Source organism: Neisseria maigaei, assembly GCF_958267405.1.
GTDB classification, from domain to species: Bacteria; Pseudomonadota; Gammaproteobacteria; order Burkholderiales; family Neisseriaceae; genus Neisseria; species Neisseria bergeri.
In genome coordinates, this window is the sequence record NZ_CATQFT010000002.1 from 23,686 (window position 1) to 40,103 (window position 16,418).

The following is a 16,418-nucleotide window of genomic DNA, read 5'->3' on the forward strand; positions in this document are numbered from 1 at the left end:
TTCAATTTTAAATTTTCGTTAAATTTCATTTTTACTTTCCTGTGTTGTAAATCTTTTCAACTTTTTTAATGCCATCAATTTCATATTGAATAACAAAATGATCTGGCCTTAAACTATTTCCCTTGTATTGTATATCGACATTTACCGTTACGCGTTTCTTTTCCATTAATGCATTTGCCCATTCATTTTCTAGAATTTTATAATTGCTTAAATTAACTCCGCTAAGCTGGGATACCAGATTATCCAACTTTGGAGCCCCGCCAAATCTATCTCCCGCTATACTGACGGGCAGTATAGGCGTATCGGGGGCGGTCGCGCTGGTCGAACCCCTAATCAACACCGTCGTTTTCTATTTCCATGAAAAAGTCTGGAACCGTTACGAAAAAAACAAAACGGCCAAACAACAACCGCTGTTCCCATTGCACCGGTGCGGCTGACGTTTGAGCGGCATTTGATTTCCCTGCCCGGTATGTTACCCTTGTTTCTTTTAACAGATACGCGAAAGGACAAATATGGGTGACCTGATTATTGAAGATTTGCAGGAAGGCTTCGGAAAAGAAGCAGTTAAAGGCAAAGAGATTACCGTGCATTACACGGGTTGGCTGGAAGACGGAACGAAATTCGACTCCAGCCTCGACCGCCGCCAGCCGCTGACCATCACGCTCGGTGCCGGACAAGTTATCAAAGGTTGGGACGAAGGCTTCGGCGGAATGAAGGAAGGCGGCAAACGCAAGCTGACCATCCCTTCGGAAATGGGCTACGGCGCACACGGCGCGGGCGGCGTGATTCCCCCGCACGCCACTTTGATATTTGAAGTCGAGCTGCTGAAAGTGTACGAATAAAGCTGCCTGCTCCATGCCGTCTGAAACACAAACAAATCGTTTCAGACGGCATTTTGTTTTAAATAAAACATCCGTATTGGCAAATACTATTGAAAAACATAGCCTGTTTTTCCGGTTTTATCGTATCATTCCCCAACTTACCCCATTGATAAGGAAGCGGTTTATGCTGCAAAGAACTTTGGCGAAATCCATCAGCGTTACCGGAGTCGGCCTGCATTCCGGCGAACGGGTCGCACTAACCCTGCATCCCGCACCTGAAAACAGCGGGATTTCCTTCCGCCGCACGGATTTGGAAGGAGAAATGGGTGGGCAAATCAAACTGACCCCTTATTTGATCAACGATACCCGCCTTTCCTCCACCATCGTTACCGACAAAGGCGTGCGCGTCGGCACCATCGAACACATTATGTCCGCACTGTCCGCCTACGGTATCGACAATGCGCTGATTGAGCTGAACGCGCCCGAAATACCGATTATGGACGGCTCCAGCCTGCCGTTTATTTACCTTTTGCAAGATGCGGGCGTGATCGATCAAAAGGCGCAAAAGCGTTTTTTGAAAATCCTCAAGCCCGTCGAAATCAAGGAAGCGGGCAAATGGGTACGCTTTACACCGTATGACGGATTTAAAGTTACCCTGACCATCGAATTCGACCACCCTGTTTTCAACCGCAGCTCGCCAACGTTTGAAATCGATTTCGCTGGCAAATCCTACATCGACGAAATCGCACGCGCGCGCACTTTCGGCTTTATGCACGAAGTGGAAATGATGCGTGCCCACAATCTCGGCTTAGGCGGCAATTTGAACAACGCCATCGTGATTGACGACACGGATGTCCTGAATCCCGAAGGTTTACGCTATCCCGATGAATTTGTCCGCCACAAAATCCTTGATGCCATCGGCGATTTGTATATCGTCGGACACCCGATTGTCGGCGCGTTTGAAGGCTACAAATCGGGACACGCCATCAACAACGCCCTTTTGCGCGCGGTTTTGGCAGACGAAACGGCTTACGAATGGGTGGAATTTGCCGACAGCGATGATTTGCCCGACGCATTTCACGAGCTGAACATTAAAAAATGTGGATAACGCTCCCTTTTCCAAACAAATGCCGTCTGAATCGATAAAATACCCGCTTCAGACGGCATTTTTATATACGTATCCCCATCCGAAACTTTACTTATACACAACTCGCCCAAAGCTATCTTTTTGAAATATTACGAGATTTACCCGAAAATCTCATTTTCTCCACTACTTATACACAAACTCGGATGCACACTCTGCCAATATGCAGAAAAAAGACATTCGTGCCGACACTTTCTTATTCCCACAAGTTCCAAACACACTTCCTGCTCAAATCTCCACAGCATTCCCATCCTTAAAGGCACCGGCAGCCATTCGGTAAAGAAAAGCGGGATGTCATCTGCACAACAAGCAAACTATCCACAAAGCCTATTCCCCACGAAAAACAATCCACAGGGATACACAAAAGGAAAACTGCCTTACCGACACCCTTTAAAAGCGGCAATCCCGATGATTTTAAAAATAAAAAAAAGTTACCCACAGAAAACTTCCCATATCAATATAATCATCGTTTTATTATTTAAATTTTATATTTTATTAATAACCCTTCAGCGAAATGGCACAGCAAAGCGTAAAGGCATCTTTTCAAAAAATTAAAAAGTTAAGGATTGTTAAACAAGTGTAAATCGGGTAGAGTTGTAGTCGATAAATTAAATCTATAATGGAGCTTCCTGCAATGAAAGGCGATATTGGCGTAATCGGTTTGGCGGTTATGGGGCAAAACCTGATTCTGAATATGAACGATTGCGGATTTAAGGTGGTTGCCTACAACCGGACAACCAATAAAGTGGACGAGTTTTTAAACGGCGCGGCAAAAGGGACGGGTATTATCGGCGCGTACTCCCTGCAAGACTTGGTCGATAAGCTGGCAAAACCAAGAAAAATCATGATGATGGTTCGCGCAGGTTCGGTGGTTGACGACTTTATCGGACAACTGCTTCCGCTGTTGGAAGAAGGCGACATCATTATCGACGGCGGCAATGCCAATTACCCCGACACGATACGGCGGACACATTACCTTGCCGGAAAAGGGATTTTGTTTGTCGGCGCGGGCGTATCCGGCGGCGAGGAAGGCGCGCGGCGCGGCCCGTCCATCATGCCGGGCGGGGATAAACGCGCTTGGGAAGCCGTCAAACCGATTTTCCAGGCGATTGCCGCCAAAACGCCGCATGGCGAACCGTGTTGCGACTGGGTCGGCAGGGACGGCGCGGGACATTTTGTCAAAATGGTGCACAACGGCATCGAATACGGCGATATGCAGTTGATTTGCGAGGCTTACCAGTTTATGAAAGACGGTTTGGGACTGTCCTACGACGAAATGCACCGCGTGTTTGCCGAGTGGAACAAAACCGAGCTGGATTCTTATCTGATTGAAATCACAGCGGCAATTTTGGGCTATAAAGACGAAGGCGGCGAACCGCTGGTTGAGAAAATCCTCGATACGGCAGGGCAAAAAGGCACGGGCAAGTGGACGGGCATCAATGCCTTGGATTTGGGCATTCCGCTGACGCTGATTTCCGAAGCGGTATTCGCCCGCTGCGTTTCGTCGTTCAAAGAACAGCGCGTACAGACCGGCAAGCTGTTCGCCCGAACCGTTACGCCCGTCGAAGGCGGCAAACAAGAATGGGTCGAGGCGTTGAGACAGGCCCTGCTTGCATCCAAAATCATTTCCTACGCACAAGGCTTTATGCTGATCCGCGAAGCGGGCGAAAGCTACGGCTGGGATTTGGACTACGGTAACACTGCGCTGCTGTGGCGCGAAGGCTGCATCATCCGCAGCGCGTTTTTGGGCAATATCCGCGACGCGTATGAAAACAATCCCGATTTGGTGTTCTTGGGTACGGATCCGTATTTCAAAAATATTTTGGAAAACTGCCTGCCGGCGTGGCGCAAGGTGGTTGCCAAGGCGGTCGAATGCGGCATCCCTATGCCCTGCACGGCATCCGCCATCACGTTCTTGGACGGCTACACGACCGAACGTCTGCCTGCCAACCTCTTGCAGGCGCAACGCGACTATTTCGGCGCGCATACGTACGAGCGGACCGACAAACCGCGCGGCGAGTTTTTCCATACGAACTGGACGGGCAAAGGCGGAGATACCGCTTCAACGACGTACGATATTTAAAACTGTTTCAGGATATGCCGTCTGAACCGTTCAGACGGCATTTGTTTTACGGAAAATTTTAATGTTTCAATGGCTTTATGATGTGTTGTGGCGGTTTGTGCCGGTGTTGATACGGTACCGGCTTCGCAAGCGGGCGGAGAAATCTCCGGCGTATAGGGAAAATTGGGGGGAACGCTTCGGCAAACCGCATCCGCATCCGGTTAGCGGTGCGATTTGGATACATGCGGTATCTGTCGGTGAAACGCGTGCCGCCTTACCGCTGGTGAAGGAGTTAAGGCTGCGTTTTCCCTGCGTGCCACTGCTGATTACCCAGATGACACCGACAGGGCGGGAAACGGCTCAGGCGGTGTTTCCTGATGCGCAATGCCGTTACCTGCCTTATGACAGGAAGGCATGGGTGAGGCAGTTTTTGCGCGAACACCGCCCTTTGTTCGGCGTGTTGATGGAAACGGAAATCTGGCCCAACCTGATGACGGCGTGTCGGAAGGAAGGGATTCCGCTGTTTTTGGCAAATGCAAGGCTGTCGGAAAAATCTCTGGAAGGATATTTAAAAATACTCAGCCTGATCCGTCCTGCAGCAGCTTCATTGTCCGGCTGCCTGGCTCAGACGGAGGCGGATGCCGCCCGCCTGATGCGGATAGGCGTACGGGAAAGCAGTGTGTGCGGCAATACCAAATACGACATGATGCCGTCTGAACAGATGAAAACGCTGTCGTGGCAGTTTGAAAAACGAATCGGAGGTCGTCCGGTTGCCGTGTGCGGCAGTACGCGCGTATACAAAGGGGAGGACGAGGCGGAGAAATTGTTGGCGGCATGGCAGAAATATCGCGGAAATGCACTTTTGGTTATTGTCCCACGGCATCTCGAGCATTTTCAGACGGCATTTGAAACGGCAGAACGCTTCGGGTTTAAGGTTCAGCGGCGTAGCGACGGTTTGCCGGTAGCGGCCGATACGCAGGTGTGGATAGGCGACAGTATGGGCGAGCTGTATGCGTATTACCTGTGTGCCGATGTCGCTTTTGTCGGCGGCAGTCTGGTCGATTCCGGCTGTCAAAACATCATCGAACCGCTTTCCTGCGGCGTTCCGACGATATTCGGCTTTTCTACCTACAACTTTGCACAGGCATGCAGCCATGCGCTGGAGGCCGGTGCGGCAATCCAGGTAGATTCTGCAGACGGATGGCGGGAGACGGTCGAATCGGTATTGGCGCAGGGAGGAAGCGGCACACCGATGAGTGAGCGTATCGAAAAATTCATTTCCCAACATCGCGGGGCCAGTGGGAGAATGGCGGAAATGATTTGCCAGACGGTGCGAAATGCGGATTCCGTATGCGAGTGATACAATCGGCATTCACAGATTTAGGTAGGGGTATCGTATGAGTATTTATGCCGTCGCGCACATCGTCCATCTGTATTGCGCCATTGCCTTTGTCGGCGGCGTGTTTTTTGAAGTGCTGGTTTTGTCCGTCCTGCACACGGGACGGGTGTCGCGCGAGGCGCGGCGCGAAGTGGAAAAGGCAATGTCCTACCGTGCCGTCAGGGTGATGCCGTTTGTGGTCGGACTGCTGTTCGCCAGCGGCATCGTGATGGCGGCAAACCGCTACCTTCCTATATTGGGCGAACCGTTTGCCACTTCCTTTGGTACGATGCTGACGCTGAAAATCCTGTTGGCGTTCAGCGTGTTGGCGCATTTCGCCATCGCCGTCGTCAAAATGGCGCGTTCCACACTGACGGTCGGCTGGTCGAAATACATACACGCCGTCGTCTTTACCCATATGCTGCTGATTGTGTTTTTGGCAAAAGCGATGTTTTATATCGGTTGGTAACACAACTACATTTCAAATCAGGAGATTGAACCATGACAGAATATCCCGGTATCGGGTCGCCGTTGTTTTACGGCGTTTTTTTTGCGGCAGTGCTGGTCATGATTGCCTTGGATATGTTTTCGCTGAAGAAAAACGGCAGCCATAAAGTCGGTGTCAAAGAAGCCTTGGCATGGAGCGGCTTGTGGGTTGCCGTATCCTGCCTGTTTGCCGGATGGCTGTATTTCGAACTTGCCGGCAATCCCGGCTACGGCGCGGCAGTCGCAAAAGAAAAAGTATTGGAATTCTTTACCGGCTACATTTTGGAAAAATCGTTGGCAGTCGACAATATTTTCGTGTTCCTGATGATATTCGGCTACTTCAAAGTCGCTCCGCAGTTTCAGCACCGCGTGCTGCTGTACGGCGTATTGGGCGCATTGGTATTGCGCACCGTCATGATTTTCGTCGGCGCGGCACTGGTTCGGCAGTTCGAGTGGATTCTGTATCTGTTCGGCGCATTCCTGCTCTATACCGGCATACACATGATGAAGCCCGAAGGCGATGAGAAAGAGGATTTGGCAAACAGCAGGCTGCTGAATGCCGTCAAGAAAGTCGTTCCGGTCGGTACGGCGTTTCACGGAGAGAAATTTTTTACCGTCGAGAACGGCAAAAAAATCGCCACGCCGCTGTTTTTGGTGCTGGTCATGATTGAATTGAGCGATGTCGTGTTTGCCGTGGACAGCATTCCCGCCGTCTTTGCCGTTACCACCGATCCGTTTATCGTGCTGACTTCCAATATTTTCGCAATTCTGGGCTTGCGGGCGATGTATTTCCTGCTGGCGGATGTGGCGGAACGCTTTATCTTCCTGAAATACGGCTTGGCATTCGTGTTGGGTTTTATCGGTGTGAAAATGCTGGTAATGCATTGGGTGCATATCCCGATTTCCGTTTCGCTGTCGGTCGTCTTCGGAGCGTTGGGTGCATCGATACTGACCTCGTTAATTTATACGAAAAAACAGCCTGATAAATAAAATGCCGTCTGAACACCGACAAAATGGTTGACAGCATCAGGCTTGATGTATAGAATTTCGAGCTTATCGGGTCGTTAGCTCAGTCGGTAGAGCAGCGGACTTTTAATCCGTTGGTCGAGCGTTCGAATCGCTCACGACCCACCAGATAAAACAAAAAAGCTGAGTTTTCAAAACTCGGCTTTTTTTGTTTTCCGACAATCCTTGTTCGGAAAGCGCGGCATTTCGTCAAATTCTTTGGTGCGGCTTCCGTATTTTTCCCGAAAATCCCTTATAATTCCTCCTCTGCAACCTTCATCGGGTGATGCTTTATGCGTTGTCCCGAATATTGAAATATTATAGTGGATTAACAAAAACCAGTACGGCGTTGCCTCGCCTTAGCTCAAAGAGAACGATTCTCTAAGGTGCTCAAGCACCAAGTGAATCGGTTCCGTACTGTTTGTACTGTCTGCGGCTCGCCGCCTTATCCTGATTTAAATTTGATTCACTATACAAGTACCCACCAGGAAAGAACAAACGTGGACAAACTGAAAATCTCTGCAAACGGGCCGCTCAACGGCGAAATTACAGTTTCCGGTGCAAAAAATGCAGCTTTACCGCTGATGTGTGCTGGCTTGTTGACATCAGGTACGCTCCGCTTGAAAAACGTCCCCATGCTGGCTGATGTCAAAACCACGCAAAAACTGCTTCAAGGGATGGGCGCACGCGTTCTGACCGACAATATCAGCGAATTTGAAATCAACGGAGGTACGGTAAACAATACTTGCGCCCCTTACGAATTGGTCAGAACCATGCGCGCCTCAATTTTGGTACTCGGCCCTACGCTGGCGCGTTTCGGTGAGGCGCAAGTCAGTCTGCCGGGCGGTTGTGCCATCGGTTCGCGCCCCGTCGATCAGCATTTGAAGGGCTTGGAGGCAATGGGGGCGGAAATCGTCATCGAACACGGTTACGTCAAAGCCAAGGGCAAACTCAAAGGCGTGCGTGTGGCGATGGATGTCGTTACCGTCGGCGGTACGGAAAACCTGCTGATGGCGGCGACGCTGGCGGAAGGTACGACGGTTTTGGAAAACTGCGCCATCGAGCCCGAGGTGGTCGATTTGGCGGAGTGCCTGGTCAAAATGGGCGCGAAAATCAGCGGCATCGGAACATCGACCATGATCGTGGAAGGTGTGGGCGAGCTGCACGGCTGCGAACACAGCGTCGTCCCCGACCGGATTGAAGCAGGGACGTTCCTGTGCGCGGTGGCGATAACCGGCGGCAGGGTGGTTTTGCGGAATGCCGCGCCGAAAACGATGGAAGTGGTGTTGGACAAACTGGTCGAGGCAGGTGCGGTGATCGAGGCGGGCGACGATTGGATCGCCATCGATATGCGGCAGCGTCCGAAGGCGGTGGATATCCGCACGGTCGTCCATCCCGGCTTTCCTACCGATATGCAGGCGCAGTTTATGGCATTGAATGCCGTGGCGGAGGGAAGCTGCCGCGTGGTGGAAACGATTTTTGAAAACCGTTTTATGCACGTCCCCGAGTTGAACCGGATGGGGGCGAACATTACAACCGAGGGCAATACGGCATTTGTGCAGGGGGTGGAGCAGCTTTCCGGCGCGGTCGTCAAGGCGACGGATTTGCGCGCGTCCGCAAGCCTCGTTATCGCCGGTTTGGCGGCACGCGGCGAAACCGTGGTCGAACAGATTTACCACTTGGATCGCGGTTATGAAAATATTGAAAAAAAACTTGGCAGCGTCGGCGCGAACATCGAGCGCGTATCCGGCTGATCGGGTTGCGATGCCGTCTGAAGGCTTCAGACGGCATCAATTGTTTCTGTATCGCAAACACTGATTGAAAAGGACTGATTATGGCATTTTTAAAACTGACCGAACAAAACGTGCAGGGCAAAACCGTCCTCATCCGCGCCGATATGAACGTGCCGTTCAAAGACGGCAAAATCAGCGACGACACCCGTATCCGCGCCTCGCTCGCGTCCGTCAAATACTGCTTGGACAACGGCGCGTCCGTTATCGTGATGACCCACTTGGGCCGACCGACCGAAGGCGAGTTCCACCCCGAAGACGATGTCGCGCCCGTTGCCGCGCACTTGGGCGGCCTGTTGGGCAAAGACGTGAAAGTATTGAACGACTGGCGTGAAAACAAACCTACCCTGAACGCGGGCGATGTCGTCATGCTGCAAAACGTACGCATCAACAAAGGCGAGAAGAAAAACGATTTGGAACTGGGCAAAGCCTACGCTTCTTTGTGCGACGTGTTCGTCAACGACGCGTTCGGTACCGCCCACCGCGCCCAAGCTTCTACTGAAGCCGTTGCCCAAGCCGCGCCCGTTGCCTGCGCCGGCGTATTGATGGCGGGCGAACTCGACGCTTTGGGCAAAGCCTTGAAAGAGCCTGCGCGCCCGATGGTGGCGATTGTCGCCGGCAGCAAAGTGTCCACCAAGCTGACCATCCTCGAATCGTTGGCGGACAAAGTCGATCAGCTTATCGTCGGCGGCGGCATCGCCAACACCTTCCTGTTGGCAGAAGGCAAAGCCATCGGCAAATCTTTGGCGGAACACGACTTGGTGGAAGAATCCAAAAAAATCATGGCGAAAATGGCGGCCAAAGGCGGCTCCGTACCGCTGCCGACCGATGTCGTCGTTGCCAAAGCCTTTGCCGCCGATGCCGAAGCGGTCGTGAAAGACATTGCCGACGTTGCCGAAGACGACATGATTCTGGACATCGGCCCGAAATCCGCCGCCGCGCTTGCCGAGTTGCTCAAAGCCGCAGGCACGGTGGTGTGGAATGGCCCGGTCGGCGTGTTCGAGTTTGACCAATTCGCAGGCGGCACGAAAGCCCTTGCCGAAGCCATTGCCCAAAGTAAAGCGTTCTCGATTGCGGGCGGCGGCGACACGCTGGCGGCGATTGCCAAATTCAGCGTTACCGACCAAATCGGCTATATTTCTACCGGAGGCGGCGCGTTCTTGGAGTTCTTGGAAGGCAAAGAGTTGCCCGCCGTAGCCGCTTTGGAAAAACGCGGCGCGTAAGCGGTTTGATATAAAAAATGCCGTCTGAAACGTTGTGCTGTTTCAGACGGCATTTTTGTGTGGCGTTTATTGTGCTTTGGCTGCCCATTCCGCCGGTGTGGCGGCTACCGAAATGGAAAGTGCGTGCAGTTCGTTGCTTTCCAGTTGGGCTTTGAGTCCGTCTTTAATCAAGCGGTGGCGCGCGAGGCGTGCTTTGCCTTCAAATTCTGATGAAACGATGACGGCGAAAAAATGGTGTCCGTCGCCTTCTACTTCGATGTGTTCGCATTTTGCCACGCCTGCAATCAGGGCTTTGACTTGTTCGGGTGTCAGCATAGTGGGGAGTCCTTATTGGGAAAATGCGCCATTATACTGGCAAATCGAAATGCCGTCTGAAAACGGGTTCAGACGGCATTTTTGACGGTGTTTTATTTTTTGGCCTTGAAGCCGAGCAGGTGCTGGGTGGTGGCAAGCCACGCGCCGAATACGCCCAACGCGATGACGAAGCAGAACACCAGCACGATTTCTTCAGGGTAAAAGAAACGCCAGCCGATGTTCAAGCCGTAGGGTTTGAAGATGGCATCGACCAAGGGGCGCACTGAGGAAAGCAGCCAACCGCAAAGCCCCAGACTGACGGCTGCGGAAAGAATGCTCTGCCACATGGCTTGATAAAGGAATGGGCGGCGGATAAACGATGCGGGCGCACCGAGCAGCTTGGTGATTTCGATTTCTTCTTTGCGGCTGAGGATTTGCAGGCGGATGGTGTTGTGTGCGACAAGGACGAACGCCATCCCCAGCGTCAGTGAAAGAAACCATAAAATTTTACGGATGAATTCGTTGATTTGGTACAGTGTCTGTACCCATTCCGTATCCATGTTAGCGGATTCGACCATAGGCAGTTTGGTAATGTCCCGGTAGATTGCCTGCATTTGGTCGGGAGTAGTTGCCGGGTCGGGGGTAACGATAAAGACATCCGGCAGGGGGTTGCCGTCAAGCATGGAAATCAGATTTTGGTCGAGATTGGACTGTAATTCTTCCAAACCGTCTTCTTTGCTGATAAAGCGGATGTTGTCGAGTCGTTTGTCGCGCGTCAGCAGGCTGCGCACGGTCTCGCTGTCGCTTTGTGCGGCGGCGGTTTCCATATAGATTGTGATTTGCGGCGACTCGTTGAGTTTGCCCAACACGCTTTGTCCGCTTTGGATGCCCAAATACATAAACAGCGGAAGCGTCATGGCGACGGCGAGCATCAGGAGGGTCAGTATCGTGCCGACAGGTTGGCGCATGAGTTGTTTGAGTGCGGTGCGTGCGGATTCGACGTGTAGCGAGACGTAGTGGATGATGCTCATGCGAGTCGTCCTTTCGAGAGGCGCAGGATGCGGTGTCCGTAGTCCGCCATGAGGGTTTCGTCATGGGCGGCAACGATGACGGTTGTTCCTGCTTCGTGGAAGGTTTTGAACAATTCCATGATGTCGAGCGCGTAGGCGCGGTCGAGGTTGGCTGAGGGTTCGTCGGCAATCAGCAGGCTGGGCTGGTGAACGACGGCGCGGGCAATGCACAGCCTCTGCTGTTCACCGCCTGAGAGGGTTACGGGATCGTCCAATTCTCGTCCTTTCAAGCCGACTTTTTCAATGGCGATTCGGGCGCGTTCTTCGGCTTTGCGCGGCGGATAGCCGATAATCCGCAGGGGCAGGATGACGTTTTGCAGGACGTTGCGGTCGTAGAGGATTTTGTGGTCTTGAAACACGATGCCGATATGTTGGCGCATAAAGCCGATTTGGTTGTCGGTCAGTGTGCCGAGGTCTTGGTTGTTGAAGTGGACTTTGCCCCTGCTTGGTTTGGTAATGCCCGAAATCAGCTTGAGGACGGTGGATTTGCCTGAACCGGAGTGTCCTGCGATAAAAATCATCTCGCCTTTGTTGATTTGGAAGCTGACGTTTTTCAGGGCTTCAAAACCGCCGGGATAGGTTTTGGAAACTTGTTCGAAACGGATCATGGGAGGTCCTGTGAGGAATGGGCGGCATATCGTTTCGGGCGGTTGCGTCCGCAGGGATATGCCGTCTGAACAATAGGTAAGACAGTACCGATTATAAAGATTCCGCCTGTTTTTAGATAGTGGATAAGTTTGCACCGGCAGGCGGGTGGAAAAGAAAAATGCCGTCTGAAGCGGCTTCAGACGGCATCCGGCATTTAACGGCATTTTGAACGGGCGAGTTTGACGGCTTCGGTCAGGCTTTTTTCGTTCACTTCCCCGGTAATGGTCTGCCTGTATCCGCATTTCGGGGCTTCGACGACGGTAAAGGGCAGTACGCCGACATTGTTTCCGTAGGATTTCATAAAGTTTCGGCTGTTCGCCCCGGTGTAACGCCAAATCGGATAGCTGACGGGGGTTTGCTTGAGGAAGTTGCCGATATTGTCGGATGTGTCGAGCGCGATGCCGACCATATCGACGCTGCCTTTTTTCTGCGCTTTGTACCATTTCGACATGGCGGGCATCTCTTTTCGGCACGGGCCGCACCAAGTCGCCCACAGGTTGACGATGCGTACGGGGGCTTTGAGCGATTGCAGGTTTTGCGGGGTGTTGTCTTTCCATCCAGCAAGCTCGTCTGCCGAGGCGGTATGTGCGGCAAATGTGGCGGCAAGGGCGATTGCGGCAAGATTCAAGTATTTCATCGTTTTGTCCTTTGTATGTCGATTCGGGTATTGTAAACCGTTTGGTACGGTTGGAGGCGGGATATTGAGTAAAACCCTGCGTAAGCCGATAATAAGGGGATTGTCGAGAAGTAAGGAAATGTCATGTCTGAAATCAAAATTTTCCACAATCCGCGTTGCAGCAAATCGCGTGCCGCCTTGTCCCTATTGGAAGAACGCGGCATTGCTGCCGAAGTGGTCAAATATTTGGATACGCCGCCCGACTTGTCCGAATTGAAGGATATTTTCAACAAATTGGGCTTGGCATCGGCGCGCGGGATGATGCGCGTGAAAGATGATTTGTATAAGGAATTGGGTTTGGACAACCCTGATTTGGACAATGACGCGCTGCTGTGTGCCATCGCCGATCATCCCGCCCTGTTGGAGCGTCCGATTGTTTTGGCGAACGGTAAGGCGGCTGTCGGTAGGCCGTTGGAAAATATCGAAGCGGTATTGTGAATAAACGGCTGTTTTGCAGCCGCAACGGCTTGCGCTATTACCTGTTGGGCGGTTTCTGTTTGAGTGTTTTTCCGCTTTTGCTGGTGTTTGCCTCATCCGTTTGGGCGGTTTATCGGACGGGCGGGCAGGTTTTGCCGCCGTATGTCCGGGCGGATGCCGCGCTGGTGTTGGGGGCTGCCGCGTGGGACAAACGCCCCTCCCCGGTTTTTCGGGAACGCATCAACCACGCCATCGCGCTTTATCAGAGCCGCAGGGTAGGCAAAATCGTGTTTACGGGAGGCCGGACCAAAAAAGGCTATATGACCGAAGCCGAGGTCGGGCGGCGGTACGCGCTCAAACAGGGGGTTCCGGCGCGCAACATCCTGTTTGAAAACACTTCGCGCAACACTTATGAAAACCTGAACAACATCCGTCCGGTTTTGCGTGCCAACGGTATTGCCAGCGTGGTAATTGTCAGCGATCCCTACCATTTGGCGCGGGCGGCGGAAATGGCGGAGGATTTGGGTGTCCGCGTTTATATGTCTGCCACGCCGACCACGCGGTTTGATGCGGGAAATAAGAAAAAAATCTTTATGCTGCAAGAGGGATATGCGTTATCCCTTTACCGGTTGGAAAAATGGGGGCGGGATTTTTTCAATTGGCTGTTTCATTGAACCTTTTTTTCGGACGCAATCCCGAAGGAATCCGGTCGGCGGCGCATGATACACTGTTCCGCGTGCCGAAGCATTGAAAACAAGGAAAATGCCGTCTGAAACTTATCCATAGGCAGGGTTCGGACGGCATTTTTGATGCCCAAGCACGGTAAAAACAGTAAAATAAACGCTTTCAAAGATTTCGGAGCCATCATGACCGTCAAAACCCGTTTCGCCCCCAGCCCCACCGGCTACCTGCACATCGGCGGCGTGCGCACCGCCTTGTTTTCATGGGCGTTTGCCCGCCATCATAAAGGCGAATTTTTATTGCGTATCGAAGACACCGACTTGGCGCGTTCCACCGCCGAATCCGTCAACATCATCCTCGACGGTATGAAATGGGTCGGCCTGAATTACGACAACGCCGACAACGTCGTTTACCAAACCCGCCGTTTCGACCGCTACAAAGAAGTCATCGCCGAACTCTTGGCAAAAGGCGCTGCCTACTACTGCTATTGCAGCAAAGAAGAATTGGAAGCCATGCGCGAGAAAGCCGAAAAAGAAGGCACGGCGACTTACGACCGCCGCTGGCGGCCGGAAGCAGGCAAAACCCTGCCTGAAATCCCTGCCGGCGTGCAACCCGTCGTCCGCTTCAAAACGCCTTTGGACGGCGTAACCAAGTGGGCGGACCTGGTCAAAGGCGAAATTTCCATTCCCAACGAAGCCCTCGACGACCTGATTATCGCCCGTGCCGACGGCACGCCGACCTACAACTTCTGTGTCGTAGTGGATGACTTCGATATGGGCGTTACCCACGTTATCCGGGGCGACGACCATGTGAACAACACCCCTAAGCAAATCAACATCTTGAAAGCCATCGGCGCGAACCTGCCCGAATACGGTCACCTGCCGATGATTCTCAACGAACAAGGCAAAAAAATCTCCAAACGCAGCGGCGATACCGTCGCCATTACCGATTTCGGCGCGATGGGCATCCTGCCCGAAGCGATGCTCAACTATCTGGCGCGTTTGGGCTGGGCGCACGGCGACGACGAATTTTTCACGATGGAACAATTCATCGAATGGTTTGATTTGAAAGACGTTTCCCCGTCCCCAAGCCGTATGGACTTGAAAAAGCTCTATTGGATCAACGGCGAACACATCAAAATCACGCCCAACGAAAAACTCGCCGAACTCGTCAAACCCCGCCTTGCGCTGCGCGATATTCATGAAACCGAAAAACCTGCGTTGGAAGACGTGTTGGCACTGGTCAAAGACCGTGCCCAAGACCTGAACACGCTTGCCGACGAGTGCATCTACTTCTACGTCAAACAAACCCCTGCCGAAGCGGACGTGCAGAAACACTGGGACGACGAAGCCGCCGCCCGTATGCTGCGCTTTGCCGAACGCCTCGAAGGACTGGAAGACTGGAACGCCGAAGCCATCCACGACCTGTTCAAACCCTTCTGCGACGAAGAAGGCATCAAAATGGGCAAACTCGGCATGCCCCTGCGCCTCGCTGTATGCGGTACGGCGAAAACCCCGAGCGTCGATGCCGTATTGGCATTGATCGGCAAAGAGGAAGTGTTGAAACGCATCCGCGCTTAAGTTATCCACAGGTTCGTGCAATGCCGTCTGATGTCGGAATGCGGCTTCAGACGGCATTCAAACGGAAGTTGAATATGAAAAAAATATTGTATTTTCTGATACTTGCTTTTTCTACAGGCGTATGGGCGGGGGATGCGGAAGACAATCTGCTCAGCATCCAATCCGGCTATCGTGCCTTACTGCAAAAACAAAACAATCTGGACGGAAAAATCATCGGGATGCAGTCGGATTTGGAAGATGCGCGCCGGCGTTTGCAGACGGCGCAGGCGGATATTACCCGTTTGGAAGCGGAAATCCCCAGGGCGATGGCGGTGAAAGCGCGTCAGGAAGAGGAATTGAGGCAGGCGGGATTGCGCTTGAACAAGGCTTGGAATGCGGTTTACGGCGCGGGCGGGACAAAAGCGGCGGGAAATTGACCGATGAATTCCCTCTTTGTGGACAATACTGTTTTCATTACACGGCTGAAAGCCGGGCATATCGGTAGGTTGGTTCAGGCGTTGTTTGAGGAGTGGCACGGATTTGAACCGTGGTCTTCTGTGGATAAGATTCGTGCCTATTACGGCAGGTGTTTGAAGGATGACGAACTGCCGCTGGCTTTTGCGGCTGTGGATGATTCCGGCACCCTGTTGGGTTCGGCTGCGGTCAAGCGGCATGATATGGAAAGTTTTCCACAGTATGAATATTGGTTGGGTGATGTCTTTGTTTTACCTGAATATCGCGGAAAAGGCATTGGCAGGAGGCTGGTCGCCCACTGCATAGGCGCGGCTCGTTCGCTGGGGATAAAATTCTTGTATCTTTATACGCCTGATGTGCAAATATTTTATGAATCATTCGGCTGGGCGGTTGTCGGGCGACATTTCCATAACGGGGAATGGGTTACGGTTATGCGTTTGGATGTGGATAAGGTTTAAGCCGAATGGACAGATGCCGTCTGAGCTGTTCAGACGGCATTTTTATGTTTGGAAACTTCCTGTCAGATATAGTGGATTAACAAAAACCGGTACGGCGTTGTCTTGCCTTAGCTCAAAGAGAACGATTCTCTAAGGTGCTGAAGCACCAAGTGAATCGCTTCCGTACTATTTGTACTGTCTGCGGCTTCGTCGCCTTGTCCTGATTTTTGTTAATCCACTATAAAGTTTATCC

General features: G+C 52.3%; 19 protein-coding genes, 1 tRNA gene and 1 pseudogene. 16 read left to right on the forward strand and 5 right to left on the reverse strand.

What is annotated here, in order from left to right; all coding sequences use genetic code 11:
- Positions 1–31: 31 nt before the first annotated feature.
- Complete coding sequence (locus tag Q3O06_RS01155) at positions 32–340, reverse strand: DNA/RNA non-specific endonuclease (protein WP_301667623.1); 309 nt, start codon at positions 338–340, stop codon at positions 32–34.
- Between Q3O06_RS01155 and Q3O06_RS01160 the strand changes: the two are divergent.
- The 11 genes and pseudogenes from Q3O06_RS01160 to Q3O06_RS01210 form a co-directional block, all read left to right on the forward strand.
- Positions 279–437 (forward strand): annotated as a pseudogene (locus tag Q3O06_RS01160) (DUF2061 domain-containing protein); the annotation flags it as partial. The gene Q3O06_RS01155 and the pseudogene Q3O06_RS01160 sit on opposite strands and share 62 nt — an antisense overlap.
- A 75-nt stretch (positions 438–512) precedes the next feature.
- Complete coding sequence (locus Q3O06_RS01165; protein ID WP_301817169.1) at positions 513–842, forward strand: FKBP-type peptidyl-prolyl cis-trans isomerase; 330 nt, start codon at positions 513–515, stop codon at positions 840–842.
- A gap of 163 nt (positions 843–1,005) precedes the next feature.
- Positions 1,006–1,929, forward strand: coding sequence for a UDP-3-O-acyl-N-acetylglucosamine deacetylase (gene lpxC / locus Q3O06_RS01170; RefSeq protein ID WP_301817171.1), 924 nt, complete (start codon positions 1,006–1,008; stop codon positions 1,927–1,929).
- A gap of 327 nt (positions 1,930–2,256) precedes the next feature.
- On the forward strand, positions 2,257–2,520 hold the full coding sequence (locus Q3O06_RS01175) for a hypothetical protein (RefSeq protein ID WP_301817172.1): 264 nt from the start codon (positions 2,257–2,259) through the stop codon (positions 2,518–2,520).
- Between the two features lie 79 nt (positions 2,521–2,599).
- A complete protein-coding gene (gnd, locus tag Q3O06_RS01180) occupies positions 2,600–4,048 on the forward strand; it encodes a decarboxylating NADP(+)-dependent phosphogluconate dehydrogenase (protein ID WP_301817174.1) in 1,449 nt (482 codons plus the stop codon).
- Between the two features lie 61 nt (positions 4,049–4,109).
- The gene (gene waaA / locus Q3O06_RS01185; protein WP_301817175.1) at positions 4,110–5,387 is read left to right on the forward strand and encodes a lipid IV(A) 3-deoxy-D-manno-octulosonic acid transferase; all 1,278 of its coding nucleotides are present in this window, start codon (positions 4,110–4,112) and stop codon (positions 5,385–5,387) included.
- A gap of 37 nt (positions 5,388–5,424) precedes the next feature.
- The gene (locus tag Q3O06_RS01190) at positions 5,425–5,874 is read left to right on the forward strand and encodes a CopD family copper resistance protein (protein ID WP_107819869.1); all 450 of its coding nucleotides are present in this window, start codon (positions 5,425–5,427) and stop codon (positions 5,872–5,874) included.
- A gap of 32 nt (positions 5,875–5,906) precedes the next feature.
- Positions 5,907–6,881: a TerC family protein gene (locus tag Q3O06_RS01195; protein WP_301817176.1), complete on the forward strand. Its 975-nt coding sequence runs from the start codon at positions 5,907–5,909 to the stop codon at positions 6,879–6,881.
- 68 nt (positions 6,882–6,949) lie between these two features.
- Positions 6,950–7,025 (forward strand) — tRNA-Lys (locus tag Q3O06_RS01200).
- 371 nt (positions 7,026–7,396) lie between these two features.
- Positions 7,397–8,650: a UDP-N-acetylglucosamine 1-carboxyvinyltransferase gene (gene murA / locus Q3O06_RS01205; protein ID WP_301817178.1), complete on the forward strand. Its 1,254-nt coding sequence runs from the start codon at positions 7,397–7,399 to the stop codon at positions 8,648–8,650.
- An 80-nt stretch (positions 8,651–8,730) separates the two neighbouring features.
- Complete coding sequence (locus Q3O06_RS01210; protein ID WP_301817181.1) at positions 8,731–9,909, forward strand: phosphoglycerate kinase; 1,179 nt, start codon at positions 8,731–8,733, stop codon at positions 9,907–9,909.
- Positions 9,910–9,975: 66 nt separating this feature from the next.
- On the opposite strand, the gene Q3O06_RS01215 is transcribed toward Q3O06_RS01210, so the two are convergent.
- The 4 genes from Q3O06_RS01215 to Q3O06_RS01230 form a co-directional block, all read right to left on the reverse strand.
- The gene (locus Q3O06_RS01215) at positions 9,976–10,224 is read right to left on the reverse strand and encodes a BolA family protein (protein ID WP_002247180.1); all 249 of its coding nucleotides are present in this window, start codon (positions 10,222–10,224) and stop codon (positions 9,976–9,978) included.
- Between the two features lie 92 nt (positions 10,225–10,316).
- Positions 10,317–11,234 (reverse strand): permease-like cell division protein FtsX, encoded by a 918-nt coding sequence (ftsX, locus tag Q3O06_RS01220; protein ID WP_301817184.1) that lies wholly within the window; start codon positions 11,232–11,234, stop codon positions 10,317–10,319.
- Entirely contained in the window at positions 11,231–11,881 is a 651-nt protein-coding gene (gene ftsE, locus Q3O06_RS01225; RefSeq protein ID WP_025458129.1) for a cell division ATP-binding protein FtsE, read from the reverse strand. Before ftsE ends, ftsX begins: the two co-directional genes overlap by 4 nt.
- 194 nt (positions 11,882–12,075) lie before the next feature.
- Positions 12,076–12,558 (reverse strand): TlpA disulfide reductase family protein, encoded by a 483-nt coding sequence (locus Q3O06_RS01230; RefSeq protein WP_301817187.1) that lies wholly within the window; start codon positions 12,556–12,558, stop codon positions 12,076–12,078.
- A 123-nt stretch (positions 12,559–12,681) separates the two neighbouring features.
- Between Q3O06_RS01230 and arsC the strand changes: the two genes are divergently transcribed.
- From arsC to Q3O06_RS01255, 5 genes are all read left to right on the forward strand, one after another.
- Positions 12,682–13,035: an arsenate reductase (glutaredoxin) gene (arsC, locus tag Q3O06_RS01235; protein ID WP_301817188.1), complete on the forward strand. Its 354-nt coding sequence runs from the start codon at positions 12,682–12,684 to the stop codon at positions 13,033–13,035.
- The gene (locus tag Q3O06_RS01240; protein WP_061727342.1) at positions 13,032–13,688 is read left to right on the forward strand and encodes a YdcF family protein; all 657 of its coding nucleotides are present in this window, start codon (positions 13,032–13,034) and stop codon (positions 13,686–13,688) included. Before arsC ends, Q3O06_RS01240 begins: the two co-directional genes overlap by 4 nt.
- Positions 13,689–13,880: 192 nt before the next feature.
- On the forward strand, positions 13,881–15,275 hold the full coding sequence (gltX, locus tag Q3O06_RS01245) for a glutamate--tRNA ligase (protein ID WP_301817191.1): 1,395 nt from the start codon (positions 13,881–13,883) through the stop codon (positions 15,273–15,275).
- Between the two features lie 20 nt (positions 15,276–15,295).
- Positions 15,296–15,691: a coiled-coil domain-containing protein gene (locus Q3O06_RS01250; protein WP_301817193.1), complete on the forward strand. Its 396-nt coding sequence runs from the start codon at positions 15,296–15,298 to the stop codon at positions 15,689–15,691.
- A gap of 3 nt (positions 15,692–15,694) precedes the next feature.
- Positions 15,695–16,186, forward strand: a complete 492-nt coding sequence (locus Q3O06_RS01255; protein WP_301817195.1) for a GNAT family N-acetyltransferase — start codon at positions 15,695–15,697, stop codon at positions 16,184–16,186.
- Positions 16,187–16,418 lie beyond the last annotated feature (232 nt).

What these genes read in the sequence shown, in the direction of transcription:
- Q3O06_RS01165 (WP_301817169.1), top strand. Translation starts at nt 513, where the DNA reads ATGGGTGACCTGATTATTGAAGATTTGCAGGAAGGCTTCGGAAAAGAA.
- lpxC (WP_301817171.1), top strand. Translation starts at nt 1,006, where the DNA reads ATGCTGCAAAGAACTTTGGCGAAATCCATCAGCGTTACCGGAGTCGGC.
- Q3O06_RS01175 (WP_301817172.1), top strand. Translation starts at nt 2,257, where the DNA reads ATGTCATCTGCACAACAAGCAAACTATCCACAAAGCCTATTCCCCACG.
- gnd (WP_301817174.1), top strand. Translation starts at nt 2,600, where the DNA reads ATGAAAGGCGATATTGGCGTAATCGGTTTGGCGGTTATGGGGCAAAAC.
- waaA (WP_301817175.1), top strand. Translation starts at nt 4,110, where the DNA reads ATGTTTCAATGGCTTTATGATGTGTTGTGGCGGTTTGTGCCGGTGTTG.
- Q3O06_RS01190 (WP_107819869.1), top strand. Translation starts at nt 5,425, where the DNA reads ATGAGTATTTATGCCGTCGCGCACATCGTCCATCTGTATTGCGCCATT.
- Q3O06_RS01195 (WP_301817176.1), top strand. Translation starts at nt 5,907, where the DNA reads ATGACAGAATATCCCGGTATCGGGTCGCCGTTGTTTTACGGCGTTTTT.
- Q3O06_RS01210 (WP_301817181.1), top strand. Translation starts at nt 8,731, where the DNA reads ATGGCATTTTTAAAACTGACCGAACAAAACGTGCAGGGCAAAACCGTC.
- Q3O06_RS01215 (WP_002247180.1), bottom strand. Translation starts at nt 10,224, where the DNA reads ATGCTGACACCCGAACAAGTCAAAGCCCTGATTGCAGGCGTGGCAAAA.
- ftsX (WP_301817184.1), bottom strand. Translation starts at nt 11,234, where the DNA reads ATGAGCATCATCCACTACGTCTCGCTACACGTCGAATCCGCACGCACC.
- ftsE (WP_025458129.1), bottom strand. Translation starts at nt 11,881, where the DNA reads ATGATCCGTTTCGAACAAGTTTCCAAAACCTATCCCGGCGGTTTTGAA.
- Q3O06_RS01230 (WP_301817187.1), bottom strand. Translation starts at nt 12,558, where the DNA reads ATGAAATACTTGAATCTTGCCGCAATCGCCCTTGCCGCCACATTTGCC.
- arsC (WP_301817188.1), top strand. Translation starts at nt 12,682, where the DNA reads ATGTCTGAAATCAAAATTTTCCACAATCCGCGTTGCAGCAAATCGCGT.
- gltX (WP_301817191.1), top strand. Translation starts at nt 13,881, where the DNA reads ATGACCGTCAAAACCCGTTTCGCCCCCAGCCCCACCGGCTACCTGCAC.
- Q3O06_RS01250 (WP_301817193.1), top strand. Translation starts at nt 15,296, where the DNA reads ATGCCGTCTGATGTCGGAATGCGGCTTCAGACGGCATTCAAACGGAAG.
- Q3O06_RS01255 (WP_301817195.1), top strand. Translation starts at nt 15,695, where the DNA reads ATGAATTCCCTCTTTGTGGACAATACTGTTTTCATTACACGGCTGAAA.